We start from the raw sequence: 26790 nt of genomic DNA on the forward strand, positions 1-26790 counted from the left end.
GTTTGACACAATTCTGGGGCGTCGACGCTGATCCAACGGCCCAAGGCCGCATCAAGGGGGCCCAGCCAGTTGCTGTCCTCGATATCGGTTCGAACTCGGTGCGTCTGGTTGTCTATGAGCGCCATGCGCGCTCGCTGACGCCACTCTACAACGAAAAATCCGCTTGTGCGCTCGGCCGGGGCATCGCCCAGACCGGGCGACTGGCCGATGCCAATGTTGCCAAGGCGCTCGACGCCATCAAGCGCTTTGCCCTTGTGGCGCGCATGATGCGGGTGGGCGCGGTGCATGTGCTCGCGACCTCAGCAGTACGCGACGCCGCCAATCGCCAGGAATTCGTGGCGGCAGTTGAAGCGATCATGGAATCGCCCGTGCGCGTCTTGTCTGGCGAGGAAGAAGCTCATTTTGCAGCGCTGGGCGTTGTTGCGGGCATCCCAGATTTCATTGGCGTCGTGGGCGATCTCGGCGGCGGGAGCCTCGAATTTTCGACTATTTCCGACACTGCCGACGGCAACGGGGAATCGTTCGAACTCGGCGTCATCCGCCTCCAGGACGATTCCGACGGCTCGCCCAAGAAAGCCGCGTCTATCGTGCGCGACCGGCTCAAGCGCTCATTGCTGCCGCAAATCGAGCCAGGTGGCCGCTTTGCCGCGATCGGCGGGACTTGGCGGTCGCTGGCAAAGCTGCATCTCGAATTGCGCGACTACCCGCTTCACATGGTCCAGGACTATGTCGTGAAGGCCGAGGAGATGATTGCGGTCTGCGACGAGATCGTCGCTGCCGAGTCGTTGAAAAACTATCCGGGTGCCGGCAGCGTCAGCAGTTCGCGCCGCGAACTGGTGCCGTTCGGGGCGGCAGTGATGGCCGAGGTGCTTCGCGCTGGCAAGTTCGACAGCGTGGTGTTTTCCGCGCTGGGTGTACGAGAAGGTTATCTCTTCGGTCTGCTGCCCGAGGAGGAGCAACTCGTCGATCCGCTGTTCCAAGGGGCGGAGGAGCTGTCGGTCCTGCGATCGCGTTCGCCAGCCCACGCGGCGGATCTCATCGAATTTACCGGACAGTATTTTGATGCGATCGGCACCAGCGAAACGCCCAACCAGTCGCGCCTGCGGCAGGTAGCTTGCCTTTTGGCCGATATCGGTTGGCGTGCGCATCCCGACTATCGCGGCCGGCAAAGCGTAGACCTCGTGGCTTACGGCTCGATGACCGGCGTCGACCATTGCGACCGTGCCGTACTCGCAACCACCATCGCGGTGCGCTATGACGGGCTCAAAAGCAAGGCCGCCAATCCGCTGGCGCCGCTTTCGACGCCTGATATGATCCGCTGGGCCAAGCTGATCGGCACTCTCTTGCGGGTCGCTTACCCCATGAGCGCGGCCATGCCAGGCGTCTTGCCGCGGATCAAGTTCAGGCTCGACGGGCAGACGCTAGTGCTGCAGCTTCCTGCCGACTACGCCTTCCTCAATGGCGAACATCTGCGCAACCGCCTCAGCCAAATGGCCAACTTCGCCGAGCACGCCGATTCGCGGGTCGAAGTCGGCTGAGCTATTCCGCGGCTTCGGCTGGGGTCACGGGGAATTCGATGACGCCCTTGCGGGTGGCAGCGAGCCCGATGCGGCCGTGCTTGATAGCGAGTGCCTTGTCGCCGAACAGTTTGCGGCGCCAGCCTTTGAGAGCAGGGACGTCCGCATCGTCGTCAAGCACCAGGGCGTCGATTTCGTCCGAGGTCGCGATGATGCGTGCTGCCACGCCGTGCTGTTCGGCAACTGATTTGAGCAGCACGCGAATGAGGTCGCCCACAGCGCCTTTGGGGGAGGGGCCGCGGTAGCGTTCCGGCAGAACGGGCAGCTCGGATTTTGGAATGGCTTCCACAGCCTTCAAGAGCTCGATGATCTCGGCAGCAGCGGCACTGCGGCCGAAGCCGCGCGGCACGGCGCGCAGCTTGTCGAAGGCGTCGGCGGATAGCGGACGCTGCATCGCGAGATCGTAAAGCGCATCATCCTTGAAGATGCGGCTGCGAGGTTGGTCGGTGAGCTGCGCCTTGCGCTCGCGCCACTCGGCCAGCACCTTGAGGGCAGCTAGGTCGCGGGGGCGGTTGATCTTCATCTTGAGCCGTTCCCAGGCCTCTTCGGGCTGGACGACATAGGTGTCGATGCTGCGTAGGGTCGCAAGTTCGTCCTCTACCCAATCCCAGCGGCGCGTCTGTTCGACCTGATGGCGCAGTTCGCGATAGATGTCGCGGAGATAGGTCACGTCGGCCAGAGCATAAAGCCGCTGCTTTTCCGACAGCGGACGGGCCGACCAATCGGTAAAGCGCGAGGACTTGTCGAGTTCGACCTTGCAGATGGCGCGGACGAGACTGTCATAGGACGCACTATCGCCGAACCCGCAGACGCTGGCGGCGATCTGCGTATCGAAGATGTTATGCGGCACCGAGCCCGTCAGCTTGACGAAAATTTCGATATCCTGCCGCGCTGCATGGAAAACCTTCGTGACCGAGGGATTGGCAAGAAGGGCGAAAAACGGCTTGAGATCGAAATCGGCAGTCAGCGGATCGATCAGAACCGCCTCGTCGTCAGTAGCGACTTGGATAAGGCAGAGGCGCGGCCAATAAGTGGTTTCGCGCAGGAATTCGGTATCCACGGTCACAAAGTCGAACCGGGCTGCGCGCTCGCAAAAAGCCGAGAGCGCGTCGGTGGAAACAATTAGGTCCATACGGGCTTACCGTCTCAAAATCGTCAATATCGTTCCTAGCAGGTGCAGACGGAATGCTCCACCTCGGATTTCCGTTCTGGTGCGTGGGTTAGGCGCATCCGGCCAAACGCTTGACAAGCGGGGTGCGCCATGCGCTTTTCCCGCCCGAGAATCCGGCCCTTTTTTGCTACATTCGGAACAGAAAATGACGACACATCGCTATCGCACGCACACCTGTGGCGCCCTCACGGCGGGTGATGCCGGCAATAATGTGCGTCTTTCCGGCTGGGTGCACCGCATCCGCGACCACGGCGGCCTGCTGTTTATCGATCTGCGCGACAACTACGGCATTACCCAATGCGTCATCGACCCTGATTCTGCCGCCTTCGCGCAGGCAGAAAAGGTGCGCTCGGAATGGGTGCTGCGCATCGATGGCGAAGTGAAGATGCGCGACGCATCGGCCGTGAACAACAACATCCCGACCGGCGCGATCGAAGTCTTCATCCGCGAGATCGAGGTCTTGTCGGTTGCCAAGGAACTGCCGATGCCGGTGTTCGGCGATGCCGAGTATCCCGAGGACATTCGCCTGCGCTATCGCTTCCTCGATCTGCGCCGCGAAAAGCTGCACGCCAATATCCTGAAGCGCACCAAAATCATCTCGGCCATGCGCGCCGGCATGGGCGGCGCCGGTTTCACCGAATTTTCGACGCCGATCCTGACGGCTTCGTCGCCGGAAGGGGCGCGCGACTTCCTGGTGCCGAGCCGCATCCATCCCGGAAAGTTCTTCGCACTGCCGCAGGCGCCGCAGCAATATAAGCAATTGCTGATGGTAGCGGGCTTTGACCGGTACTTCCAGGTCGCGCCGTGCTTCCGTGACGAAGATCCGCGCGCCGATCGCCTGCCGGGCGAATTCTATCAGCTCGACCTCGAAATGAGCTTCGTCACCCAGGAAGAAATCTGGGAAACGGTCGAGCCGGTGATGACGTCCGTGTTCGAGCAGTTTGCCGATGGCAAGCGCGTGACCAAGAACTGGCCGCGCATTCCCTATGATACCGCCATTCGCAAATACGGTTCGGATAAGCCGGATCTGCGCAACCCGATCGAAATCGAGGGCGTCACCGAGCATTTTGCCGGTTCCGGCTTCAAGGTTTTCGCCAACCAGATCGAAACCGATCCCAAGGTCGAAGTCTGGGCGATCCCGGCCAAGAACAAGGCTGGCGCCGAACCGATCGGCCGCGCATTCTGCGATCGCATGAATGCCTGGGCGCAGGGCGAAGGCCAGCCAGGGCTTGGCTATATCTTCTTCAAGGACGGAGCCGGTTCGGGCCCGATCGCCAAGAATATCGGCGAAGAGCGCACGGCTGCGATCAAGAGCCAGCTTGGCCTTGCAGATGGCGACGCCGTGTTCTTCGTCGCCGGCCGTCCAGAAAAGTTCTACAAGTTCGCCGGCGAAGCCCGGAACAAGGTCGGCAACGATCTCGGTGTCGTCGATACCGAGCAGTTTGCGCTGTGCTGGATCGTCGACTTCCCGTTCTATGAATGGAGCGAGGAGGAAAAGCGTATCGACTTCGCGCACAACCCCTTCTCGATGCCGCAGGGTGGGCTTGACGCGCTCAATTCGGCTGAGCCGCTCTCGCTCAAGGCCTACCAGTACGATGCTGTTTGCAACGGTTTCGAGATCGCTTCCGGTTCGATCCGTAACCAGGAGCCGGAAACAATGGTCAAGGCGTTCGAATTGACCGGCAAGTCGCGCGAGGAAGTCGAAGAACAGTTCGGCGGTCTCTACCGCGCGTTCCAATATGGCGCTCCGCCGCATGGTGGTGCGGCATTCGGCATCGACCGCATTGTCATGCTGCTCTGCGGGGTGGCGAACCTGCGCGAAATCACGGCCTTCCCGATGAACCAGCAAGCTGAAGACCTGCTGATGGGGGCGCCGAGCCCGGCCGACAACAAGCAACTGCGTGAACTCAGCATCCGGCTTAACGTCCAGAGCTGATTCTTCGCTTAGAAAAAATGCGCTGGGGCAGGTCTCAAGACCTGCCCTTTTTGTTTGCCCAGCAGCTTTTAAGGGCGGTTAACGCGCCTTTAATCTCGCAGCATTAACAATGGGATAAAGACCTCGTAGAAGTGGATTGGTCGGTGAAGGCGAAGTTCTCGCACGTTCTTATGTTGCTGGGTGCGCTGCTGGCTTTCGTTCCGATTCTCTCGGTCGACTATCTCCTCGACGCCTATGCACGGAACAAGGAGCTTTCGGCGCTGCAGGCGCGCGTCAACGAGATCAGCGCCCAGATCAACGACAGCACGGCCAGTGCCGTCACTGCGCTTCGCCAGGTGATCGCCGACAGCCCGTCCTTCTGTACGCCAACCTTTACCGACTTCGCCCAGCGCGCCATCGAGAACAGCCCCAACGTCAAGCAGATCCTCGTCGAGAACATGGACGGGGTGCAGTATTGCGACGCCTTCGGGCGCTCCGTGCAGCATTCCCCGCTTTCCGACTCTCTGCCCGTTCCGGGGCTCACCGAAACGATCGCCATTGCCAAGTTTGCCGAAATGGCTATTCCGGCCATCAAGGTGACGCAGGTTCTGGGCGGCGTTCGCCGCATCTCGGCATTCGTGCCGCTACTCGCCTCGTCTCAGGAGGGACTTGCCGATACGCTGCCAAAGGGCGCCATGCTCGATATTGCGCTGACAAGCGGCCTGCAGGTCTTGGCAGTCGGCGATGGGCTCGACTACGACCAGCTCGCTGGCAGCAATGAATATCTGGCAGTGCAGAGTTTTGCCGGCGAACTACCGGTCAAGGTCCGCTATCTCTTGCCGTTTGCTGATGCCCGAGCCGGCTACGCCGATCTCGACGTGCTCTTCACGACGCTTGCTTGCATGTTCAGCGCTTGCCTGCTGCTGATTGCCCTGCGCTATGCGCGCCGCTCGCGGGTGCCTTCGTTCGACCTCGAGCGAGCCATCGGCCGCAACGAGATCAAGCCGTACTATCAGCCGGTCATCAACCTCCGTACAGGCGGTCTTGTCGGGTGCGAAGTGCTCTGCCGCTGGGAGAAGCCCAATGGTCAGATCGTGCCACCAGGTGTGTTCATCGACTATGCCGAAGCCAGCGGCATGGCCATTCCGATGACGCTCTCGCTCATGCAGCAGGTTCGTTATGACCTGTCCGATCTGTCGCAGAAAATGCCCGGCATGAAGATCTCGATCAATCTATTCGAAGGTCACTTCCGCGATGTCGGTATCGTCGAGGACGTGCAAGCGATCTTTGGTAATTCGCCGATTTCATTCGATCAGCTGGTGTTTGAAATCACCGAAAGACGGCCGCTCGAAAACTCTCCGGCGGTCAACAGCGTCATTTCCGGGCTGCACGCCCTCGGCTCGCGCATTGCCATGGACGACGCGGGAACCGGGCATTCGAACCTGGCCTATATCGCGACGCTCGGCGTCGACGTGATCAAGATCGATCGCATCTTCGTCGATATGATCAAGCCGGGCACGACGCAGGTGCCGGTTCTGGACGGTCTTATCGCCATGGCCAAGGATCTCGGCTGCGAGATCGTGGCTGAGGGTGTCGAAACCGAGGCGCAGGCCATCTACCTGCGCTCGCGTGGTGTCATCCAAGCGCAGGGCTATATTTTCGCGCCGGCGCTCAAGGTCGGTGCCTTCAAGGAGCTGGCATTGGCGCTGCAGGCAACGCCTGTCGGATATTCCAACGTGGCCGATATCGATTCCGACGCGGCCTAACCTTCTTGGGTGTCGTGAGGCAGGCTAAGCCTTTAGTTCTATGCCTTCCGACATGGAACGCCTCTTTCCATTGCTTCGGATTGATGGCAGTACGACCGGGCATAGCCTGCCCGCCGGAGGAAAAGCGTGTCGACTGATCCCAATGAACAGCGCAAGATCTTGCGCGACGCTGCCCTGCATTTTCATGAATTTCCCAAGCCCGGCAAGCTAGAGATTCAACCCATCAAGCCGCTCGGCAACCAGCGCGACCTCGCGCTTGCCTATTCGCCAGGCGTTGCGGCGCCGTGCGAGGAAATCGCCCAGACGCCCGACGCGGTTGCGCGCTATACGTCGCGCCAGAACCTCGTGGCGGTGATTTCCAACGGCACGGCAGTGCTCGGCCTCGGCAATATTGGCGCGCTGGCGTCAAAGCCAGTGATGGAAGGCAAGGCCGTTCTTTTCAAGAAGTTCGCCGGTATCGACGTCTTCGACCTCGAAGTCGATGAGCTCGATCCGACCAAGTTTGTTGATGCCGTTGCACCGCTCTGGCCGACCTTCGGCGGCATCAACCTTGAAGATATCCGCGCGCCCGATTGCTTCGAGATCGAGGAAAAGCTGCGCGAGCGCATGCCGATCCCGGTATTCCATGACGACCAGCACGGCACGGCGATCATCGTCGGCGCAGCGGTGCTCAATGGGCTCGAGCTGACCGGCAAGAAGATCGAGGACGTCAAGATCTGCACCTCGGGGGCAGGGGCTGCGGCTATCGCCTGCCTCAACGTCCTCGTCGCACTCGGCGCCAAATACGAGAACATCTGGGTCGCGGACAAGGATGGTCTCGTTACCCACAAGCGCAACGACGTCAACGACAAGTGGCGCGGCCAATTCCGCCGCACGAGCGACGCGACGACGCTGGCCGAGGTCATCGATGGCGCCGATGTGTTTCTCGGGCTGTCAGCAGCTGGGGCCCTAAAACCGGAAATGCTGGAACGGATGGGACCGAAGCCGCTGATTCTGGCACTGGCCAATCCAAACCCCGAGATCATGCCCGAAGTGGCCAAGGCGACGCGGCCCGATGCCATGGTCTGCACGGGGCGCTCGGACTATCCGAACCAGGTCAACAACGTCCTCTGCTTTCCATTCATCTTCCGCGGTGCGCTTGACGTGCACGCGACGACGATCAACGAGGAAATGAAGCTGGCGGCGGTGCGCGCCATTGCCAAGCTCGCGCATGAGCCCGGGCTCGAGGTGTCACCCTCCGGGGCGCCGGCGGTGTTCGGGCCGGACCACATCATCCCCAATCCGTTCGACCAGCGGCTGATCCTCCGCATCGCGCCGGCCGTGGCGCGTGCGGCGATCGATTCTGGGGTTGCCAAGCGCCCGATCGCCGATTGGGATGCCTACCAGGACCAGCTCAACCGCTTCGTGTTCCGCTCCGGCCTCGTAATGAAACCGATCATCGATCGGGCACAGGGGCAGGGCAAGCGTATCGCGTTTGCAGATGGCGAAGACGAACGCGTGTTGCGCGCTACGCAGGTGCTCCTTGAAGAGAGGATCGCGCGGCCCATACTGATTGGTCGTCCCGCCGTTATCGAGGCGCGCATCGAGCGCTTCGGTCTGGGCATCCAGCCGGGTCGGGATTTCGAGGTCATCAACCCCGAAGACGATCCGCGCTACCGCGACTATGTCAGCCTCTTCCATTCGCTTGTCGGCCGCAATGGCGTGACGCCGGACACGGCCCGCACCATCGTGCGCACCAATACGACGGTGATCGGTGCGCTGGCTGTCAAGCGCGGCGAGGCGGACGGGCTGATCTGCGGCTTGCAGGGCCGCTACATCAAGCACGTGCGCGATATCCGCTCGATCATCGGGCTGCAGGCCGGCGTCAGCGACGTATCGGCGCTTTCGATGCTGATCATGCCGCGCGGCGCGTTCTTCCTCGCCGATACCTATGTTAACCAAAACCCGAGTGCCGACGAAATCGTGAGCATTGCGCTTCAGGCCCGCGATCACCTCAAGCGCTTCAACATCGAAGCCCGCGTAGCGCTTCTGAGCTACTCGAACTTCGGCTCGCGTGACGGCGACAGCGCCTTCAAGATGCGCGAGGTCTATGCCAAGCTCAAAGCCGTGGCGCCGGACCTGATCGTGGAAGGGGAAATGCAGGGCGATCTGGCGCTGAACCAGGAACTGCGCGAGCGCTACATCCCGGATACGGCGCTGCGCGGCGAAGCCAATCTCCTGATTTTCCCCGATCTCGACGCGGCCAACCTTTCGATGACGCTGCTCAAGGAAATGAACAATGCGCTGGCCGTCGGGCCGATCCTGATGGGCACGCAGGCGCCAGCGCATATCCTTGCGCCATCGGTGACGAGCCGCGGCATCGTCAACATGGCGGCCATTGCGGCCAATGAAGCGATCGGGGCGGAAGGATGATCCGCCACACGGTTGTCTTCACGCTCAAGCATGCCTCTGGCTCGGATGCCGAGACGGCATTTCTCAAGGATGCTCTCGTTCTCGAGGCCATCCCCGGCGTCGGAAAATTCGAACGGCTGCGCCAGGTGAGCCCGAAGGCCGATTATGCCTTCGGCTTCTCCATGGAATTTGCCGACCAGGCTGCCTATGACGCGTACAACGTGCATCCCGATCATGTGGGTTTCGTCCGTGACCGCTGGGTGCCTGAAGTCGAGCGGTTTCAAGAGATCGACTACGTTGCGCTCTGAGGCGGGGTAGGCTAGAGCTGGCGCAGAAATCCTGCCCAGCCAAGAGCCGAGGACGTCGCATGAACCAGATTGCTGTGTTCAGTGGAAGTGCGCATCCGGAGCTGGCGAGCGAGATATGCGCCGATCTCGGCGTGCCGCTGCAGCCCACGCAGGTCAAACGCTTCTCCAACGACTGTATCGAAGTGCAATTGCAGGCCAATTGCCGCGAGCAGGACGTGTTCCTGGTGCAGACGCTGAGCGCGCCGGTTCAGGAACATCTGATGGAACTGCTGCTGATGCTGGACGCCGCGCGCGGCGCTTCGTCCGCGCGCATCACGGCAGTCATTCCGCACTACTCCTACGCACGATCGGACAAGAAGGACGCGCCGCGTATCTCGATCGGCGGCCGTTTGGTTGCTGATCTTCTCAAGACCGCCGGCGCCGATCGCGTTCTAACCATGACGCTGCATTCGCCGCAGGTACATGGCTTTTTCAGCGTTCCGGTCGACCATTTGCATGCGCTGCACGAGCTAGCGGCGCATTTCAGGCGCTTCGATCTCAGCAACGCGGTTGTAGTTTCGCCCGACCTTGGCAACGCCAAGACGGCGGCCGCCTTTGCGCGTAGCCTTGGCACGCCGGTGGCAGCCGGCGCCAAGGAGCGTATCACCGATACCGAGGTTCGCATTTCCGCGATCATTGGCGAAGTGCGGGGCAAGGACGTCATCATCCTCGACGACGAAATCGCCAGCGGCGGATCGATCCTTGAGCTGCTCAAGCATTTGCGCGCCAATGGAGCGCGTTCGGCGCGGGTGGCTTGCACCCATGGGATTTTTGGGGGCGGCGCGGTTGCACGTCTTGCGGCAGAGCCAGATGTTACGGAAATCGTCTGCACCAACACCCTGCCGAACGCGCTGCGTCAGCCGCATCCGAAATTGACCGTTTTGTCGGTGGCGCCGGCGCTGGCCGAGGCCATGCGGCGTATCAACAATGGCGACTCAGTCAGTGCGCTGTTCGAGTCTGACAAGCAGCCCGAGCGCGTAGCGGCGGAATAGCTAAAGCCTTATACCGGCCATTAATCCCTACATGGGCATAGTGGCGGGATCATAGACCGGTCCGCACATGCCCACTAGACTCAAGCGCCCTCCATTCTGGCGTCCCCTGGCCCTAGCCGTGGCGCTGCTCGCCTTTCAGGGCTATCTCGGCTATTCGGCGATCAACGGCAATTTCGGTATCGAAAGCCGGGATGAAATCCTCGCCGATATCCAGGTGCTCAAGGATCAGTCGTCCGCGTTACAGGCCGAAATCGATAGCTTCAGCCATCGCAATACTCTACTCAATCCGCGCCACCTAGATCCCGATATCGTCACCGAACGCGCGCGGGCTTTGCTGAATATGGCGAACGCCGGCGACATACTCGTGATGGTCGATCCAAACACGGGTAAACCTATTTCCGGTAAATTCCAAGAATTAACCGACTCTCAGCTAATCGATATTATCAATTCAGATTCAATCCTCTAGCCAGGTTGCGGACCTGCTATATGAGCAATTTTATCTGCCAGAAGCTTGCGCTATAGTGCAAGAAGTGGCCTGATCGGCCAAGCGGCAAATTCCATTCTAGACGGGAGCCATCTCATGGCGCGCAAGGCGACGGCCACTTCGGCCAAGACGCAGCCCAATGCCCCTCAGTTCACCAACGAGCAGGACCTCGAAGCCTTCCGCGAAATGCTGCTGATCCGGCGCTTCGAAGAAAAGGCCGGTCAGATGTATGGCATGGGCCTCATCGGCGGGTTCTGCCACCTCTATATCGGCCAGGAAGCTGTCGTTACCGGCATCACCATGGCGAGCGAAAAGGGTAAGGACGCCCAGATCACCGGCTATCGCGACCATGGCCATATGCTGGTCATGGGCCTTGACCCCAAGGGCGTGATGGCTGAGCTCACTGGTCGCCAGGGTGGCTTGTCGAAGGGCAAGGGCGGCTCGATGCACATGTTCTCCAACGAACACCGCTTCTATGGCGGCAATGGCATCGTCGGCGCGCAGGTTTCGCTCGGCGCGGGTCTCGCCTTCGCTTCGAAATATACCGGCGACGGCTCGGTGAGCATTGCCTATTTCGGCGACGGCGCGGCCAATCAGGGCCAAGTCTACGAAACCTTCAACATGGCCAAGCTCTGGAAGCTGCCGGTCGTGTTCATTATCGAAAACAACAAATACGCCATGGGCACCTCGATCGAGCGCGCTGCCGCGACCACCGATTTCTCTATGCGCGGCGCCTCGTTCGACATTCCGGGCGAGCAGGTCGACGGCATGGATGTGCGCATGGTCTATGACGCTGCCAAGCGCGCCATCGAACATGCCCGTTCGGGCAATGGCCCGTACATTCTCGAAATGCTGACCTACCGCTATCGCGGCCACTCGATGTCCGACCCGGCAAAATATCGCTCCAAGGACGAGGTGACCAAGTATCGCCAGGAGCGCGATCCGATCGAGCAGGTGCGTGCGCGCCTCATCGAAGGTGGTGTTGTCACCGAAGAAGAGCTCAAGAAGATCGAGACCGACATTCGTGCGATCGTCACGGAAGCGGCCGACTTTGCGACCAACGATCCGGAACCCGATCCGTCGGAACTCTGGACCGACATCACCATCGAGGCCTAGGCGCAGATGGGCATCCTGCTCGGCGTCATCCTGCTGTTTGCTTTGCTGTCCGGCGCGCTTGCCGCCGGGCAGGCAATGGCCATCAGCCGGCTGGCATCTGCGAGCGGTCCCAGCTGGCGCGACTGGCTTTTCGGCTGGTGGCGCTTCGAACGGATTTCCGGCTGGGCCGGGCTCACTGGCGAAGTGCAGGCTGCCATTTATAGGCGCGCCGTCATTGCGTGCCTCGTCTTCATTATTTTCGGCCTGATCCTCAGCGGATGGGTCGTCAATCAACGTGGGGAGACGGCCGAGGTCGGTGCCGTCAGCCTCAACGATTGGCGCGTTTTGCCCGCCCATCTCGCCGAACACTCTGACATTCGCCGCGCGGCTGACGTGCCCGGCGCGCTCATTCTGGAGAGCTGATATGCCCCAAATCCTCATGCCCGCCCTGTCTCCCACCATGGAAGAGGGCAAGCTCGCCAAGTGGCTCGTCAAGGTCGGCGACACAGTCAAATCCGGCGACGTGCTTGCTGAAATCGAAACCGACAAGGCGACGATGGAAGTCGAGTCGGTCGACGAAGGCGTCGTCAAGGAAATCCTCGTCGAAGAGGGCACCGAGGGCGTGAAGGTCAACACGCCGATCGCGCTGGTGCTCGGCGAAGGCGAAGAAGTGGGCGAGGGCAATCGCCCGGCGGCTCAGGCGACGTCGTCGGATCCGGAAGGCCAGTCGGCCGTGCCGGAAGCAGCTGCTGCGCCGGCTCCCGCAGAGCCCAAGACTGGCGGCGAAGCGCCGAAGTTTGTGGCGCAAAACGATCCCGACCTGCCTGAAGGCGTCGAGATGGTCGAGCTGACCGTTCGCCAGGCACTCAACGAAGCCATGGCCGAAGAAATGCGCTCGGACGCCAATGTCTTCATCATGGGCGAGGAAGTGGCCGAATATCAGGGCGCCTATAAGGTGACCCAGGGTCTCCTTCAGGAATTTGGCCCGCAGCGCGTCATCGATACCCCGATTACCGAGCACGGCTTTGCCGGTCTCGCTGTCGGTGCGGCGTTTGCTGGTCTCAAGCCAATCGTTGAATTCATGACCTGGAACTTTGCCATGCAGGCAATCGACCAGATCATCAACTCCGCCGCTAAACAGCTCTATATGTCGGGCGGCCAGGTCAAGGCGCCGATGGTGTTCCGCGGCCCCAACGGCGCGGCTGCCCGCGTTGCCGCCCAGCACAGCCAGGACTATTCGGCCTGGTATAGCCACGTTCCGGGCCTCACGGTCATCGCGCCCTATAGCGCGGCTGACGCCAAGGGCCTTCTCAAGGCGGCCATCCGCTCGCCGAACCCCGTCGTCTTCCTCGAAAACGAAATTCTTTACGGCTCCACCGGCCTCGTGCCGAAGATGGACGACTTCGTGCTGCCGATCGGCAAGGCCCGCATCACCCGCAAGGGTGCGGACGTGACCATCGTCTCGTTCTCAATGGGCATGCGGTACGCGACCCAGGCGACTGAGAAGCTCGTTGCGGCCGGCGTCGATGTCGAACTGATCGACCTGCGCACGCTGCGCCCGATGGATAGCGACACCGTTATCGAGTCAGTCAAGAAGACCGGTCGCCTTGTGACCGTCGAAGAAGGCTGGCCGCAGGGCGGCATTGGTGCCGAACTCGCCGCCCGCGTCATGGAACAGGCCTTTGATTATCTCGATGCGCCCGTGCTGCGCGTGACCGGCAAGGACGTGCCGATGCCCTATGCAGCAAACCTCGAAAAGCTGGCTTTGCCCAATGTTGACGAAGTGATCGCGGCCGTGAATGCCGTGACCTATCGCTCGTAAGGAGATCCGGGATGCCAATCGATATCACCATGCCGGCGCTCTCTCCGACGATGGAAGAGGGCAAGCTTGCTAAATGGCACGTCAAGGAAGGCGACTCGGTCTCTTCCGGTGACGTGATCGCCGAGATCGAGACCGACAAGGCCACGATGGAAGTCGAGGCTGTCGACGAGGGCAAGATCGGCAAGATTCTCGTTGCAGAAGGCACGGACAATGTGAAGGTCAACGCCGTCATCGCCGTGCTGCTGCAGGAAGGCGAGGACGCCAGCGCCATCGGTTCGAGCGGCGCAAAGCCGGCTGAGGCACCAAAGGCCGAAGCCAAGACCGAAGCGCCGAAGGGCGATGCGGGCACGCTTCAATATGACAAGGGCACGTCGACGACCTCGACCGCGCCTGTCGCCAATTCCAATTCCGGCTCCAGCGCGCCTAAGGCTGCGGCTGCACCGGCTCCGGCAAAGTCGGAGGGCGGCCGCGTGTTCGCTTCGCCGCTGGCCAAGCGTCTTGCCAAGGAAGCCGGGATTGATCTCGCGTCGGTGGCCGGTTCTGGCCCCAAGGGTCGCGTGATCAAGGCTGACGTCGAAGCCGCTAAGTCGGGTAAGGGCGCTGCCAAGCCTGCTGCTGGTGCGCCGGCTGCTGCCGCTGCGCCGGCGACGGGCATGAGCAAGAACCAGGTCATGGCGCTTTACGAAGAAGGCACATACGAAGTCGTACCGAACGACGGCATGCGCAAGGTCGTTGCCGCGCGCCTGACTGAAAGCAAGCAGACCGTTCCCCACTTCTATCTCACGCTCGATTGTAAGATCGACGCGCTTATGGCCGCCCGCGAGCAGATCAATGGCGCGGCGCCCAAGGGCAAGGACGGCAAGCCGGGCTACAAGCTCTCGGTCAATGATTTCGTGATGAAGGCCTGGGCCATTGCGCTGCAGCGTGTACCGGCCGCCAATGCGACCTGGGCCGGGGACTCGATCCTCTACCACAAGCGTTCGGACGTCGCGGTTGCCGTATCTGTGCCGGGCGGTCTCTTCACGCCGGTGGTCAAATCCTGCGACACGAAAACCCTTCGCGAAATCTCGGAAGAGGTGAAGGATCTGGCGGGCCGCGCCAAGTCCAAGAAGCTGGCGCCGCATGAATATCAGGGCGGTTCGTCTTCGGTTAGCAATCTCGGAATGTTCGGGATCAAGCATTTTGCCGCCGTGATCAATCCGCCGCATGGCACGATCCTCGCGGTTGGTGCCGGCGAAGAGCGCGTCTATCCCGAGAATGGCCAGATCAAAATCGGCCAGTTCATGACGGTCACGCTCTCTTGCGATCACCGTGCGGTCGATGGTGCCCTCGGCGCCGAACTGCTCGGCGTCTTCAAGGGGCTGATCGAAAACCCGGTGATGATGCTGGCCTAGGGGCAGGGCGCATGAAGACCATTCTCGCCTATGGCGACAGCCTGACCTATGGGGCCAATCCGCAGCCGGGTGGCCCCCGCCATGCCTATGACGATCGCTGGCCGACGGTGCTCGAACGCGGTCTCGGTGGCGCAGCGCGGGTGATTGCCGAGGGTCTCGGCGGGCGCACGACGGTTTCGGACGACTGGTATGCGGCGGCAGATCGCAATGGCGGTCGCATTCTGCCGACGATTCTGGACAGCCACTCGCCGCTCGATCTCGTTATCATCATGCTCGGCACCAACGATCTCAAGCCCGCCATTTGCGGGTCGGCGACCGAAGCCTCGTTCGGCATGCGACGGCTGGTGCAGATCATCCGCGGCCATTATGCCGGCAAGGGCGAACAGGCACCGGAGATCATTCTCGTTGCGCCTCCGCTCGTTTGCGACAGCGACAACTCAGACATGATGGAGCATTTTGGCGGATATGAGCATGGCCTGAAAGAGTCACGTCAGTTCGCCACGCACTATGCCAAGCGCGCCAAGGAATGGAATACTGGCTTCTTCGATGCAGCAACCGTAGCCGTTGCATCGCCGCTCGATGGTATTCACCTCGATGCCGCTAACACCCGCGCCATTGGCGAGGGCCTCGTGCCGCTCGTCAAACAGGTCCTGGGTCTTTAGGCATGGTCTTGTCATTGCGACAGGCGCGAAAGTCCGATGCGGCGGAGATTGCGCTGCTGGTGAATATTGCCGTGCATGGCAATATGGCGCGGGGCTGGGCGCATGACGAAGAAGCGGAAGGCACGTATGACCCGCTCGAAGTCGGCCGGCTTGAGATGCTGAAAGACGACGTTTTCGGCTGGCGCAATGCGACCATGGCGGAAGATGATGGCGAGATCGCCGGCATGCTCCTTGGCTATCGCAAACCGGATGAGAAACAGGGTGTGCCTGTCGATATCTGGGCGCCGCTGAAGCCCATTCAGGAGCTGGAGGAAGAGGCCAATGGCCGGTTCTTCATTTCCATGCTCGGCGTGCACAAGCATTGGCGCGGCAAGGGCGCAGGCTCTCTGCTGCTCGATGATGCCGACAAGCGCGCTGCAAAAACACTGGCGAACGGCCAAGCGCTGATCGTCGAGGACGCCAATGAGGGCGCCCGCAAACTCTATGAGCGCCGGGGTTTCTCGGTAACGCAAAGCCGCCCCATGGTGCCGTTTCCCGGCGTATCGCCGCATGGCTCGGAGTGGCTCTTGATGGTGAAGGAATAAGACATGGCTGATCAATACGACCTTCTCGTCATCGGCGCCGGCCCCGGCGGTTATGTCGCTGCCATTCGTGGCGCGCAACTGGGCATGAAGGTGGCTATCGTCGAGCGCGAGCACATGGCGGGCATCTGCTCGAACTGGGGATGCATCCCGACCAAGGCTCTGCTGCGTTCAGCTGAGATTTATGGCCACATGGGTCACGCCAAGGACTACGGGCTGACCGCTGAAAAGTTCGGCTTCGACCTCGACGGCATCGTCAAGCGTTCGCGCGCCATTGCGGCGCAGATGAACAATGGCGTGCAGTTCCTGATGAAGAAGAACAAGATCGACATCATCTGGGGCGAAGCGACGATCACCAAACCCGGTGAAATCAAAGTTGCGCCGTCTAAGAAGCCAGTCGTACAGCCGCAGGGCCCCGTGCCGAAGAATGCGCTCGGCGAGGGAACTTACAAGGCCAAGAACATCATCATTGCCACTGGTGCGCGTCCGCGCGTGCTGCCAGGCATCGAGCCAGATGGCGACAAGATCTGGACCTATTTCGAAGCGCTGAAGCCGGCCGAAATGCCGAAGTCACTGGTCGTCATGGGCTCGGGCGCGATCGGCATCGAATTCGCGTCGTTCTACCGCTCTTTCGGCGCCGAAGTGACGGTCATCGAACTGCTGCCCAATATCCTGCCGGTGGAAGATGTCGAGATTTCTGGCCTTGCCCGCAAGCGCCTCGAAAAGCGCGGCATCAAGATCATCACCGAAGCCAAGGTCGCCAAGGTCGAAAAGACCGGTAACGGCGTCGTTGCCCATGTCGAAACCAAGGACGGCAAGACCCAGGAGATCGCTGGCGACAAGCTGATCTCGGCTGTCGGCGTCATGTGCAATATCGAGGGCCTTGGCCTTGAAACGGTCGGCGTCAAAACCGAGCGCGGCGCCATCGTCATCGACCATTATGGCAAAACCAATGTCGACGGCATCTGGGCCATCGGCGACGTTGCCGGCCCGCCGATGCTGGCGCATAAGGCCGAGCATGAAGCTGTCATCACGGTCGAAAAGATCGCCGGCCTCAAGGTCCACGGACTCGACAAGACCAAGGTGCCGGGCTGCACCTATTGCGAGCCGCAGGTGGCGAGCGTCGGCCTGACCGAAGCCAAGGCCAAGGAAGCCGGACGTGAAATCAAGGTCGGCCGCTTCCCATTCGTGGGCAATGGCAAGGCAATTGCGCTTGGTGAACCCGATGGCCTTGTTAAGACCATTTTCGACGCCAAAACCGGGGAACTTCTCGGCGCTCATATGATTGGTGCCGAGGTGACCGAGCTCATCCAGGGCTTCGTCGTCGCCATGAATCTCGAAACCACCGAAGAAGAACTCATCCACACCATCTTCCCCCATCCCACGCTGAGCGAAACGATGAAGGAAAGCGTGCTCGACGCTTACGGGCGCGCGCTCAACATCTGAATGCGCTCGGCTGACACGCTTTAGGTCAGCCCGTGGACTTGGTCTCAATCGTCACCGCCGGGTTTATTCCGGTGGTCCATGCGCAGGCAGGATGGGTTGCCGGGAAAAGCCTGGCAGTGACGATGAACGAAGTAGCGGCGAAGACCTCAAGAGTTTAAAACCACAGGAGTTATCCACATGGTCAAGGCAATTCAGATCGGCCTCGGACATTGGGGATTTAGCTGGTCCAAAGACGTTATCCCCAATGTTCCCAGTGTTGAAATGGTGGGATATGTAGACACGAGCCCTGAGGCGACGGCGCGTGTCCAGACCGAACTCGGCGTCGATCCCAAGCTGTGCTTTACCAGTCTTGAAGAGGCGGCGAAGCAGACCGATGCCTCGGTCGCCATCTGCACGCTGCGGACCGAAGCCCATTATCCCGTCGTCAAACGCTGCCTCGAGCTGGGCTTCAACGTCATCGTCGAAAAGCCCTTCACGACGACCATTGCGCAAGGCAAGGAACTGGTGGAGTTCGCCAAGGCCCAAGGCAAGGTGCTGATGGTCAGCCAGAACTATCGCCATCAGCCGGCGCCGATCGCCGCGGCGAAGCTTGTTGCCGAAGGCAAGTTCGGCGCCATGAACATGGTGTCGCTCGACTTCCGCCGCCACGGACCGAGCCAGGGCTATCGTTATTGGGATATGCCGGATCCGCTCCTTGCCGATATGTCGATCCACCACTTCGATCTGATGCGGTTCGTGCTGGGTGACGAGCCGGTGCGCCTTTCGTGCCGCACTTGGAATCCGCCGGGCAGTCCGTTCCATTTTCATCCGAGCGGCGTTGCGCTGATCGAATTTGCCAAGGGCACGATGATCTCCTACCGCGCTAGCTGGATGAATTCGGGCCCGGTTACGCCTTGGGCCGGCGAGTGGGTCATGGATGGGGCCGAGGGGCAGATCCTCTGGAGCTCGCGCGACCACTTCCGCGACAAGGCAGGGCCGGACGTTTTGACGCTACGCGCGCTCGACCATGCTCCTGAAGCGGTTGCGCTCGATCCCGTGCAGTTTCCGGATCGGCGCGGAACGCTCAATGCCATCGCCGAGGTCGTCGAAACCGGCGTCGTGCCGGTCGGCTTCAGCTCGGGCGAGGATAATCTCGGTTCCCTCGCGCTGGTGCAGGCCAGTATCATGTCTGCATCGCGCGGCGGCGATTGGGTCGAAATCAAAGAAGTGCTCGGCTGACGGGGATGTCAGCCTAGCAGAAAGGCCGGGTTGAACCGGCAGCTCAAGGGAGCGATATAACGGGCAAACGCCCAGTCAGGACTATCATGGTCACGCTCATCGATAATGCGGCCCGCCCGCGCCACCCGGAAAAGGCCAACCGGCCCGAAAGCATCGTGCTGCGCAAGCCGGACTGGATTCGCGTCAGGGCGCCGGGCTCGCCGGTCTATAAGGAAACCCAGCAGATCGTGCGCGAGAACAATCTCGTTACGGTCTGCGAGGAAGCCGGCTGCCCCAACATTGGCGAGTGCTGGAGCAAGAAGCACGCGACCATGATGATCATGGGCGAGATCTGCACCCGCGCCTGCGCCTTCTGCAACGTGCGGACGGGCCTGCCCACCGCGCTTGATCCGCATGAGCCGGAAAACGTCGCCAAGGCCGTGGCTAAGCTCGGCCTTGAGCATGTGGTGATCACGTCGGTCGACCGCGATGACCTCGCCGATGGCGGCGCGCAGCACTTTGCCGATGTGATCCGCGCCATACGTGCGGCCACGCCCAAGACCACGATCGAGATCCTGACGCCGGACTTCCTGCGCAAGGAAGGTGCTCTGGAGATCGTCGTCGCGGCCAAGCCTGACGTGTTCAACCACAATCTCGAAACCGTGCCGTCCAAGTATCTCAAGGTGCGTCCGGGCGCGCGCTACTTCCATTCAATCCGGCTGTTGCAGCGGGTCAAGGAACTCGATCCCACCATCTTCACCAAGTCCGGCATCATGGTCGGCCTCGGCGAAGAGCGGAACGAAGTTCTGCAGCTCATGGACGACCTGCGCTCGGCCGAGGTCGATTTCCTGACCATCGGCCAGTATCTGCAACCGACAAAGAAGCACTACCCGTTACAGCGCTTCGTGACACCGGAAGAGTTCAAGTCGTTCGCGACAATTGCGACGGCCAAGGGGTTTCTCCTGGTGTCGTCGAGCCCGCTGACCCGTTCCTCGCATCACGCGGGCGAAGACTTCGCGCAGCTCAAGGCGGCGCGGCTCGCCAAGCTGGGGCACTGATGAAGCGTTTCTTCGAGCGGCATGTGCCGCATCTACCCCAGTCGATGTATGAGATCGTTTCGGACCTTTCGAGCTATCCGCGTTTCATCCCCAATTGCAAAGCGATGGACGTGCGGCCCGATCCAGCCGCACGCGGCAGAGATGTGCGGTTGGCGCGGATGACGCTGCATTTCGGGCCCATCACGCAAGCCTATACAAGTCGCGTCACGCTCGATCCCAAAACCCTGACGATCGCCGCCAAGGCGGTCGACGGGCCTTTCGCCTATTTGGATAGCATCTGGAGTTTTGAGGCCGAAGGGCAGGGGACACGGGTGCGTTTTGAGATTGACTTCAAGATCTCGAACCCGCTCATCGCCGCCGTAGCCGAGCCGGCATTCGCGGCCAAGCAGGACGAGATCATCCGTGCCTTTGCCGAAGAGGCCGATCGCCGCTTCGGCGTTTAGGTCCCTCAGTCTTCGTCGCTGGTCATCACCTGCATGATGAGTTCGAGCGCTGCCGCGACGGTCGCCCTGCGCACGGCTTCGCGGCCGATATCGCCGAAGCGATGCTCGATGACGACGGTTGCAAGATCGGTCGATACCGCAAGGTAGACGAGGCCCACCGGCTTTTTGTCGGTGCCACCGTCCGGTCCGGCAATGCCGGTGGCCGAGACCGCGATGTCGACTCGCGCCGTATTGCGGGCGCCATCCGCCATGGCGCGAGCGACCTGATTGCTCACCGCACCATAATCATGGATCAGCCGGGCCGGGACATGGATCATCTTGGACTTGGCTAAATTTGAATAGGTGACGTATCCGCCGTGGACCGCTGCCGACGAACCGGGAACGTCAGTTAGCGCCGCCGCAATAAGGCCGCCGGTGCAGCTTTCCGCGGTGACGATCGTCTTGTTCGTGTCACGCAGCAGGTCGATGATGCTTTTGGCCAGGCTGGGTTCGGGAGAGGTTCCCATCACTCATCCCTCGGCACTTCTACGCTTGCGCTCGCCATTGCCACGATACCTTCCTCCCGCCCGGTAAACCCGAGCCTTTCACTTGTCGTCGCCTTGATCGCCACGCGATCAGGCTTGATCCCCAGCGTCTGGGAAATCACAGTGCACATCGCCGGAACGTGTTTGGCAATCCTTGGCGCTTCACAAACGATGGTGACATCGAGATTGACAATACGCCCACCGCGTTTGGCAACGAGATCGCCGGCGTGTTTGAGGAAGATCGTCGACGCGGCGCCTTTCCACTGCATGTCGCTTGGGGGGAAATGGATGCCGATATCGCCTTCGCCGATGGCGCCGAGGATGGCATCGGTCAGCGCGTGCAGGGCGACGTCGGAATCGGAATGACCGTTAAGCTTGGCGGTGTGCTCGATGCGGACCCCGCCGAGCCAGACGGCATCGCCCGGCTCGAAGGAGTGAACGTCAAAGCCGGTGCCGACGCGGGTTTCCATGGCGTGATCTCCGAGGAGGATGCGCTCGGCGCGCAAGAAGTCTTCAGGATGGGTGATCTTGATGTTGTCGCGGTCGCCCATGACCATGGCAACGCGGAGGCCTGCCCATTCGGCAATCTCGGCGTCGTCGGTAAATTCGCGACGAACAGACCCGGCGCGCATGTGCGCCGAAAAAATCTGTGCGAAGCGAAAGCCTTGCGGCGTTTGAGCAGCAGAGAGCTGACGGCGGTCTTCGGTGGCCACGACCTCGCGACCATCGAGCGAGCGCTTGATGGTGTCAGTCAAGGGCACGGTGGGCAGTGCGCCGTCATACTGAGCGAGCACGGCGATGACGTCGCCAATCACCTGCGGCGAAGAAAATGGGCGCGCTGCGTCCTGAATAAGCACGAGGTCTGGGCGGCTCGGTGCCACAGCCTTGAGGCCTTCGAGCACGGACGCCTGGCGCGTTGTGCTGCCGTGAACGGGCGGAAGAACGCGCGCGTCGTTGAACCTCAGACCGGCATAGTGGTCAGCGTGGTCAGGGTGGATGACTGGCAGGATTTGGGTAATTGTATCGAGCGCCAGAAAGGCATCGATGGTTCTAGCGAGGACGGCTCGACGGGCAATGGTGCGATACTGCTTGGGTGTTGGGTTATCACCGCCCTGTGCGCGCTCGCCTTTTCCTGCTGCAACGACGATGACGGCTATGGATTTGGGACGTGTGGACATATAGGCAAGCACTACTCAACCGTCATACATCTGACTGGTCTAGCCCCGAGGCCGCCATGCGGCAAGAGCACCGCTGGTTCCCATTTGCCGCACGCCGTTAGGGTGTTGCGCCACTTCCAAAAATGACTATTGTGCGGGCACCTAGCGCTAAATGGTCATTTCTGGGGCAGGCGATTGTCTGGTAGTGCCTTCACATTAAGCATTGGCGGCCACAGCCTTCGCAACCGCGCCCTCCTCGCGCCAATGGCGGGAATCACTGACAGACCCTTCCGCGAGATTGCCGAGCGCTTTGGCGCCGGCATGGTCGTTTCCGAGATGATCGCCAGCGCCGCGCTCGGCACAGGCCACCTCGACATGGTGCGCAAGCTGCACAAGGCCGGCGGCCTGCCGCATATGGTCCAGCTGGCGGGCTGCGAACCCGGCTGGATGGCGGAAGGCGCAAGGATCGCGGCCGATGCCGGAGCCGACATCATCGACATTAATTTCGGCTGTCCGGCAAAGCGCGTGACAAGCGGCTATGCCGGCTCGGCCCTGATGCGCGTGCCGGATCAGGCGCTGGCGATCGTCGAGGCCGTCGTCGGCGCTACCACCCGTCCGGTTACCGTAAAGATGCGGCTGGGTTGGGACGATGAAAGCCTCAATGCTCCGCAGATCGCGCGGATGGCTGTCGATGCGGGCGCGCAGATGATCACCGTGCATGGGCGAACGCGACAGCAATTCTATAAAGGCACGGCGCGCTGGAAACTGGTTCGTTCGGTCGTCGAGGCGGTCCCGGTACCGGTGGTCGTCAATGGCGATATCCTCGATGAGGAAACCGCACGCACAGCTCTGGAGCAGTCTGGCGCCGCAGCAGTTATGCTTGGCCGCGGTGCGCAGGGGCAGCCCTGGCGCGTAGGACAGATCGGCGCGGCTCTTGCCGGCGAAGCCATCCCCGAGGCGCCAACTGGTGCAGCGCTCATCGCGCTGATCGAAGAGCATTATCACGAGATGCTGGTCGAATATGGCACTGAAGTGGGCCTGCGCGCGGCGCGAAAGCATCTTGATTGGTATGCCGAGGCAGCCAATCTCAATCTCGACAAACCCACCCGCAAGGCGCTGCTCGACAATGACCAGCCGGCCGAAGTCATCAAATTGATCGGGCGGGTGTTTTCCAATGAATGGAGTGTGGCCGCATGAACGCTGCCATGTCTGCCCTCGAAGGTTTTCCGTCGCGCTCGGTGCTGCAGGCGCTGCCGCAGCCGATCATCGTCCTCGATGAATCGCGAAAGATCCAGTTCGTGAACTACGCGGCCGAAGCTTTTTTCGGCGCCTCGTTGAGTGTCCTTACGCGACAGAAGCTCGATGACCTCATTGCTTTCGGTTCGCCGATTATTTCGCTCGTCGAAACCGTCGTGCTGCGGCGCGCACCGATGACGGAATATCGCGTGCGCATTGGTTCCTCGCGTTTTGGCGACGAGCGGATTGCCGATGTTTTCGCGAGCCCGATTTCGGATGAGGATGGCCGGGTAGCCGTACTGATCCAGGAACGGACGATGGCCGACAAGATCGACCGCCAGATGGTGTCGCGCGGCGCTGCGCGTTCGGTGACCGGCCCCGCCGCGATGCTGGCCCATGAAATCAAGAACCCGCTCTCGGGCATTCGCGGCGCTGCCCAGCTTTTGGAGCAGACGGTCGCCGCGGACGAAATCCCCCTGGCGCGGCTGATCCGTGAAGAAACAGACCGGATCGTCGGACTGATCGACCGTGTAGAAGTCTTCGGCGACGAACGACCGATGGAGCGCGAGCCGATTAATATCCACGTCGTGCTCGACCGGGTAAAACTCCTGGCGCGCAATGGCGTCGCGCGTGGCATCACCTTCTTCGAAGAGTACGATCCATCGCTCCCGCCCGTGTTCGGCAATCGGGATCAGCTTATTCAGGTCTTCCTGAACTTGGTGAAGAACGCGGCTGAAGCCCTTGAACGGACACAGAAACCGGAGATCAGATTATCGACGGCGTTCCGTCCGGGCATCCGTATCAGTGTGGCCGGAGTTGCCGAGCGCATCTCGCTGCCGCTGGAGATCGTCATTGAGGACAATGGCCCCGGCGTGCCGCCAGATACGCTACCGTTCCTCTTCGATCCCTTCGTGACCACCAAGACCAACGGCTCCGGCCTCGGCCTTGCCCTCGTCGCCAAAATCGTGGGCGATCATGGCGGCGTCATCGACTGCGACAGCCGGCCTGGCCGCACCCGTTTCCGCATTCTTCTGCCCGTCGCGAGCGGCGCATTCCAACAAAGCCCTGAAGAGGTATCGACGAAATGAGCCATGTTGTCTTGCTCGCTGACGACGATGCCGCCATCCGCATGGTACTCAATCAGGCGCTAACGCGCGCCGGCTATGAAGTGCGCCCCACCGGCAATATTTCCACCATGTGGAACTGGGTCAGCCGCGGGGAAGGTGATGTGCTGATCACCGACGTCGCCATGCCTGATGGCAATGCCTTCGAGGTGATGCCGAAAATCAAGAAGCTGCGGCCCGATCTGCCGATGATCGTGATGTCGGCACAAAACACCTTCATGACGGCGATCCGCGCCTCGGAAGTCGGCGCCTACGAATATCTGCCAAAGCCCTTCGATATCACCGAAGTGCTTTCGGTAGTCTCTCGCGCCCTGGCCGATGCCAAGAAGCCGAGCAATGCGGAGCGCAAGGCGGAAGAGCAGGGTGATTCCATGCCCCTCGTCGGCCGTTCGGCCGCGATGCAGGACATTTACCGCGCGCTGGCCCGGTTGATGCAGACCGACCTCACGGTGATGATCACCGGTGAGAGTGGTACTGGCAAGGAATTGGTAGCGCGCGCGCTCCATGACTTCGGCAAGCGCCGCAATGGTCCCTTCGTCGCCATCAACATGGCCGCGATCCCGCGCGATCTCATCGAGGCCGAGCTTTTCGGCCACGAGAAGGGCGCCTTCACCGGCGCCAATACGCGCTCATCCGGCCGCTTCGAACAGGCCGAGGGCGGCACGCTGTTCCTCGACGAAATCGGCGACATGCCGATGGATGCACAAACGCGGCTTCTCCGCGTCTTGCAGGAGGGCGAATACACCATGGTTGGTGGCCGCAACGCCATCAAGACCAATGTTCGCATCGTTGCCGCCACGCACCGCGATCTCAGCCAGATGATCCGGCAAGGTCTGTTCCGCGAAGACCTTTATTATCGTCTCAATGTCGTGCCGATCCGCCTGCCGCCGCTGCGCGAACGCATCGACGATATTTCCGATCTCGTGCAGCATTTTCTCCGCGCCGCGGAACGGGATGGCGAGGCGCCCAAAACCGTTTCACCCGAAGCGATCCGGCTGATGCAGAACTATTCCTGGCCCGGAAACATCCGCGAGCTCGAAAACCTCGTCCGGCGCCTCTCGGCGCTTTATGCCGACGAAAGCATTTCGGCCGAAATCGTTCAGAACGAACTCAATATCGCTGATCGCCCTTCCGTTTCGAACGCGGGTGGGCCGGTCGATCTGTCGACGGCGGTCGAAAGCCACGTGGGTCAGCTGCTGCGCGAATATGAGCCCAACCTTCCGCCGGCTGGGCTTTATGAGAGGGTCATCGATCGTGTCGAAGCGCCGCTTATCGCCATGGCGCTCAATGCCTGCGGCGGCAACCAGATCAAGGCTGCCGACCTCCTGGGGCTCAATCGCAATACGCTGCGGAAGAAAATCCGCACGCACTCAATCGAGATCGTCAAGCACAGCCGACGCAGCTAGCGCCGCATCTGCTCGCGGCGGCTCCGGTGCTCGGTCCACGCCAGCATCATCCCCGCCGCGATAACGAGCGCTGCCCCGACATAGACATTACTCATCGGCACCTCGTTCCAGAAGAGGAAGCCGAAGACGAAGGCCCAGATCAGTGCGCCATATTCTACTGTGCCGAGAACACTGGCCGGCACGAGCTTGGCCGATTCAACGAGAATGAACTGCGCGAGCCCGCCGACGAGGCCCGCGGCAATGCAAAAGGCGATTTCGCCGATCCCCATTCCTTGCCAGAACGGCAGACTGACTGTGCCCATGGCGACCGCGTGGATCACGTTCTGCCCAAAGACCTGCACGATCGCGCTGTCCGACCTTGAAATGGTGCGCATGAAGATCATGGCGATAGACCAGCTCAGCGCGGCCAGCAGAACCAGCATGACGGGAAGGCTGAGCGTGAAGCCGGTTGGATCGGCAGCGACGACGACACCGAAAAAGCCGATAGAAGCCGCGCCAATCCTGGCCAGCGTCAATCGCTCCTTGAGGAAGATAACCGCCAGGACCGTCGTCAGAACCGGCGCGAAATAATAGAGGGTCGTCATCTCGGCGAGCTGCAGTTCGCGGCCTGCGCTATAATACATCACCCAAGCCGCAAGCGTGAGCAGCCCACGGCCGAGGATCATGCCGCGATTGGACGAAGCCCACAGCCGCGCGAACATGGTGCTCCGTCCGAAGATCATGCAGAGGCAGACAATAACGATGCTGCGCACGAATAGGATCTGCACCGCCGGCAGGACGTGGATGATGGTTTTGATGATCGCGTCGTGAACGGAGAAGAGCGTATAGGCAGAGATGCCGAGCGCCATGCCCCTGAGGCTGGCGGCTTCCGGCTTGGAAAGAACTTGCGTGGTCACGATGGGGCTCGAAGGCGATTTCGTCCCTCTTTGCGCTCCAGGTTAAATCTTGTCCATAGCGGGGGCGACATGGCCAAATACTGGCTTCTGAACAGAGAAGTGTCAC

At 61.1% G+C, this 26790-nt stretch carries 24 protein-coding genes; 20 read left to right on the top strand and 4 right to left on the bottom strand.

Annotation, left to right across the window (positions count from 1 at the left end; genetic code table 11):
- The first annotated feature begins 2 nt into the window (after positions 1–2).
- Positions 3–1538 carry a Ppx/GppA family phosphatase gene (locus VW35_RS13435; RefSeq protein WP_046143554.1) on the top strand — a complete coding sequence of 512 codons (1536 nt, stop codon included), beginning with the start codon at positions 3–5 and terminating at the stop codon, positions 1536–1538.
- A 1-nt stretch (position 1539) separates the two neighbouring features.
- Here VW35_RS13435 and rnd read toward each other — a convergent pair whose 3' ends face one another.
- Positions 1540–2709, bottom strand: a complete 1170-nt coding sequence (rnd, locus tag VW35_RS13440; RefSeq protein WP_046143555.1) for a ribonuclease D — start codon at positions 2707–2709, stop codon at positions 1540–1542.
- Between the two features lie 184 nt (positions 2710–2893).
- Between rnd and aspS the strand changes: the two genes are divergently transcribed.
- The 16 genes from aspS (at position 2894) to VW35_RS13520 (ending at position 20341) form a co-directional block, all read left to right on the top strand.
- Complete coding sequence (aspS, locus tag VW35_RS13445) at positions 2894–4684, top strand: aspartate--tRNA ligase (RefSeq protein ID WP_046143556.1); 1791 nt, start codon at positions 2894–2896, stop codon at positions 4682–4684.
- Between the two features lie 143 nt (positions 4685–4827).
- A complete protein-coding gene (locus VW35_RS20675) occupies positions 4828–6429 on the top strand; it encodes an EAL domain-containing protein (protein WP_152662586.1) in 1602 nt (533 codons plus the stop codon).
- 126 nt (positions 6430–6555) lie between these two features.
- Entirely contained in the window at positions 6556–8841 is a 2286-nt protein-coding gene (locus VW35_RS13455; protein WP_046143557.1) for an NADP-dependent malic enzyme, read from the top strand.
- The gene (locus VW35_RS13460) at positions 8838–9128 is read left to right on the top strand and encodes a Dabb family protein (protein WP_046143558.1); all 291 of its coding nucleotides are present in this window, start codon (positions 8838–8840) and stop codon (positions 9126–9128) included. The genes VW35_RS13455 and VW35_RS13460 overlap by 4 nt, the downstream gene beginning before the upstream one ends.
- 59 nt (positions 9129–9187) lie before the next feature.
- Positions 9188–10159, top strand: a complete 972-nt coding sequence (locus VW35_RS13465) for a ribose-phosphate diphosphokinase (RefSeq protein WP_046143559.1) — start codon at positions 9188–9190, stop codon at positions 10157–10159.
- A gap of 118 nt (positions 10160–10277) precedes the next feature.
- On the top strand, positions 10278–10625 hold the full coding sequence (locus VW35_RS13470; protein WP_052951718.1) for an FtsB family cell division protein: 348 nt from the start codon (positions 10278–10280) through the stop codon (positions 10623–10625).
- Between the two features lie 114 nt (positions 10626–10739).
- Positions 10740–11759, top strand: coding sequence for a pyruvate dehydrogenase (acetyl-transferring) E1 component subunit alpha (gene pdhA, locus VW35_RS13475; RefSeq protein ID WP_046143560.1), 1020 nt, complete (start codon positions 10740–10742; stop codon positions 11757–11759).
- 6 nt (positions 11760–11765) lie between these two features.
- Positions 11766–12161 (top strand): hypothetical protein, encoded by a 396-nt coding sequence (locus VW35_RS13480; RefSeq protein WP_046143561.1) that lies wholly within the window; start codon positions 11766–11768, stop codon positions 12159–12161.
- Position 12162: 1 nt separating this feature from the next.
- Positions 12163–13560, top strand: coding sequence for a pyruvate dehydrogenase complex E1 component subunit beta (locus VW35_RS13485; RefSeq protein WP_046143562.1), 1398 nt, complete (start codon positions 12163–12165; stop codon positions 13558–13560).
- 11 nt (positions 13561–13571) lie between these two features.
- The gene (locus tag VW35_RS13490) at positions 13572–14954 is read left to right on the top strand and encodes a pyruvate dehydrogenase complex dihydrolipoamide acetyltransferase (RefSeq protein ID WP_046143563.1); all 1383 of its coding nucleotides are present in this window, start codon (positions 13572–13574) and stop codon (positions 14952–14954) included.
- Between the two features lie 11 nt (positions 14955–14965).
- Positions 14966–15616 carry an SGNH/GDSL hydrolase family protein gene (locus VW35_RS13495; RefSeq protein WP_046143564.1) on the top strand — a complete coding sequence of 217 codons (651 nt, stop codon included), beginning with the start codon at positions 14966–14968 and terminating at the stop codon, positions 15614–15616.
- A 2-nt stretch (positions 15617–15618) separates the two neighbouring features.
- Positions 15619–16200 (top strand): GNAT family N-acetyltransferase, encoded by a 582-nt coding sequence (locus tag VW35_RS13500; RefSeq protein WP_046143565.1) that lies wholly within the window; start codon positions 15619–15621, stop codon positions 16198–16200.
- Positions 16201–16203: 3 nt separating this feature from the next.
- Positions 16204–17643 (top strand): dihydrolipoyl dehydrogenase, encoded by a 1440-nt coding sequence (lpdA, locus tag VW35_RS13505; RefSeq protein ID WP_046143566.1) that lies wholly within the window; start codon positions 16204–16206, stop codon positions 17641–17643.
- 177 nt (positions 17644–17820) lie between these two features.
- Positions 17821–18861 carry a Gfo/Idh/MocA family protein gene (locus tag VW35_RS13510; protein ID WP_046143567.1) on the top strand — a complete coding sequence of 347 codons (1041 nt, stop codon included), beginning with the start codon at positions 17821–17823 and terminating at the stop codon, positions 18859–18861.
- Between the two features lie 86 nt (positions 18862–18947).
- The gene (gene lipA, locus VW35_RS13515) at positions 18948–19898 is read left to right on the top strand and encodes a lipoyl synthase (RefSeq protein ID WP_046143568.1); all 951 of its coding nucleotides are present in this window, start codon (positions 18948–18950) and stop codon (positions 19896–19898) included.
- Positions 19898–20341: a type II toxin-antitoxin system RatA family toxin gene (locus VW35_RS13520; RefSeq protein ID WP_083982772.1), complete on the top strand. Its 444-nt coding sequence runs from the start codon at positions 19898–19900 to the stop codon at positions 20339–20341. Before lipA ends, VW35_RS13520 begins: the two co-directional genes overlap by 1 nt.
- A gap of 5 nt (positions 20342–20346) precedes the next feature.
- Here VW35_RS13520 and VW35_RS13525 read toward each other — a convergent pair whose 3' ends face one another.
- Together VW35_RS13525 and VW35_RS13530 are read right to left on the bottom strand one after the other, a co-directional pair.
- On the bottom strand, positions 20347–20847 hold the full coding sequence (locus VW35_RS13525) for a CinA family protein (RefSeq protein ID WP_046143569.1): 501 nt from the start codon (positions 20845–20847) through the stop codon (positions 20347–20349).
- Positions 20847–22043 (bottom strand): bifunctional 2-C-methyl-D-erythritol 4-phosphate cytidylyltransferase/2-C-methyl-D-erythritol 2,4-cyclodiphosphate synthase, encoded by a 1197-nt coding sequence (locus tag VW35_RS13530; protein WP_046143631.1) that lies wholly within the window; start codon positions 22041–22043, stop codon positions 20847–20849. Before VW35_RS13530 ends, VW35_RS13525 begins: the two co-directional genes overlap by 1 nt.
- A 174-nt stretch (positions 22044–22217) precedes the next feature.
- On the opposite strand from VW35_RS13530, the gene dusB reads away from it, so the two are divergent.
- The 3 genes from dusB to ntrC are packed head-to-tail and all read left to right on the top strand — an operon-like array spanning position 22218 to position 25788.
- Positions 22218–23219, top strand: coding sequence for a tRNA dihydrouridine synthase DusB (dusB, locus tag VW35_RS13535; RefSeq protein ID WP_083982774.1), 1002 nt, complete (start codon positions 22218–22220; stop codon positions 23217–23219).
- Positions 23216–24346, top strand: a complete 1131-nt coding sequence (locus VW35_RS13540) for a two-component system sensor histidine kinase NtrB (RefSeq protein WP_046143571.1) — start codon at positions 23216–23218, stop codon at positions 24344–24346. The genes dusB and VW35_RS13540 overlap by 4 nt, the downstream gene beginning before the upstream one ends.
- Positions 24343–25788 carry a nitrogen regulation protein NR(I) gene (gene ntrC / locus VW35_RS13545; protein WP_046143572.1) on the top strand — a complete coding sequence of 482 codons (1446 nt, stop codon included), beginning with the start codon at positions 24343–24345 and terminating at the stop codon, positions 25786–25788. The genes VW35_RS13540 and ntrC overlap by 4 nt, the downstream gene beginning before the upstream one ends.
- Here the strand turns inward: ntrC and VW35_RS13550 are convergent.
- Positions 25785–26684: a DMT family transporter gene (locus tag VW35_RS13550; protein ID WP_052951720.1), complete on the bottom strand. Its 900-nt coding sequence runs from the start codon at positions 26682–26684 to the stop codon at positions 25785–25787. The two genes, ntrC and VW35_RS13550, sit on opposite strands and share 4 nt — an antisense overlap.
- Between the last annotated feature and the right edge of the window lie 106 nt (positions 26685–26790).

The sequence above is a fragment of the Devosia soli genome, assembly GCF_000970455.1.
Taxonomy (GTDB): domain Bacteria; phylum Pseudomonadota; class Alphaproteobacteria; order Rhizobiales; family Devosiaceae; genus Devosia; species Devosia soli.

What these genes read in the sequence shown, in the direction of transcription:
- ntrC (WP_046143572.1), top strand. Translation starts at nt 24,343, where the DNA reads ATGAGCCATGTTGTCTTGCTCGCTGACGACGATGCCGCCATCCGCATG.
- VW35_RS13540 (WP_046143571.1), top strand. Translation starts at nt 23,216, where the DNA reads ATGAACGCTGCCATGTCTGCCCTCGAAGGTTTTCCGTCGCGCTCGGTG.
- VW35_RS13485 (WP_046143562.1), top strand. Translation starts at nt 12,163, where the DNA reads ATGCCCCAAATCCTCATGCCCGCCCTGTCTCCCACCATGGAAGAGGGC.
- VW35_RS13480 (WP_046143561.1), top strand. Translation starts at nt 11,766, where the DNA reads ATGGGCATCCTGCTCGGCGTCATCCTGCTGTTTGCTTTGCTGTCCGGC.
- VW35_RS13495 (WP_046143564.1), top strand. Translation starts at nt 14,966, where the DNA reads ATGAAGACCATTCTCGCCTATGGCGACAGCCTGACCTATGGGGCCAAT.
- VW35_RS13520 (WP_083982772.1), top strand. Translation starts at nt 19,898, where the DNA reads ATGAAGCGTTTCTTCGAGCGGCATGTGCCGCATCTACCCCAGTCGATG.
- lpdA (WP_046143566.1), top strand. Translation starts at nt 16,204, where the DNA reads ATGGCTGATCAATACGACCTTCTCGTCATCGGCGCCGGCCCCGGCGGT.
- VW35_RS13510 (WP_046143567.1), top strand. Translation starts at nt 17,821, where the DNA reads ATGGTCAAGGCAATTCAGATCGGCCTCGGACATTGGGGATTTAGCTGG.
- pdhA (WP_046143560.1), top strand. Translation starts at nt 10,740, where the DNA reads ATGGCGCGCAAGGCGACGGCCACTTCGGCCAAGACGCAGCCCAATGCC.
- lipA (WP_046143568.1), top strand. Translation starts at nt 18,948, where the DNA reads ATGGTCACGCTCATCGATAATGCGGCCCGCCCGCGCCACCCGGAAAAG.
- VW35_RS13530 (WP_046143631.1), bottom strand. Translation starts at nt 22,043, where the DNA reads ATGTCCACACGTCCCAAATCCATAGCCGTCATCGTCGTTGCAGCAGGA.
- VW35_RS13460 (WP_046143558.1), top strand. Translation starts at nt 8,838, where the DNA reads ATGATCCGCCACACGGTTGTCTTCACGCTCAAGCATGCCTCTGGCTCG.
- VW35_RS13500 (WP_046143565.1), top strand. Translation starts at nt 15,619, where the DNA reads ATGGTCTTGTCATTGCGACAGGCGCGAAAGTCCGATGCGGCGGAGATT.
- VW35_RS13525 (WP_046143569.1), bottom strand. Translation starts at nt 20,847, where the DNA reads ATGGGAACCTCTCCCGAACCCAGCCTGGCCAAAAGCATCATCGACCTG.
- aspS (WP_046143556.1), top strand. Translation starts at nt 2,894, where the DNA reads ATGACGACACATCGCTATCGCACGCACACCTGTGGCGCCCTCACGGCG.
- rnd (WP_046143555.1), bottom strand. Translation starts at nt 2,709, where the DNA reads ATGGACCTAATTGTTTCCACCGACGCGCTCTCGGCTTTTTGCGAGCGC.
- VW35_RS13465 (WP_046143559.1), top strand. Translation starts at nt 9,188, where the DNA reads ATGAACCAGATTGCTGTGTTCAGTGGAAGTGCGCATCCGGAGCTGGCG.
- VW35_RS13490 (WP_046143563.1), top strand. Translation starts at nt 13,572, where the DNA reads ATGCCAATCGATATCACCATGCCGGCGCTCTCTCCGACGATGGAAGAG.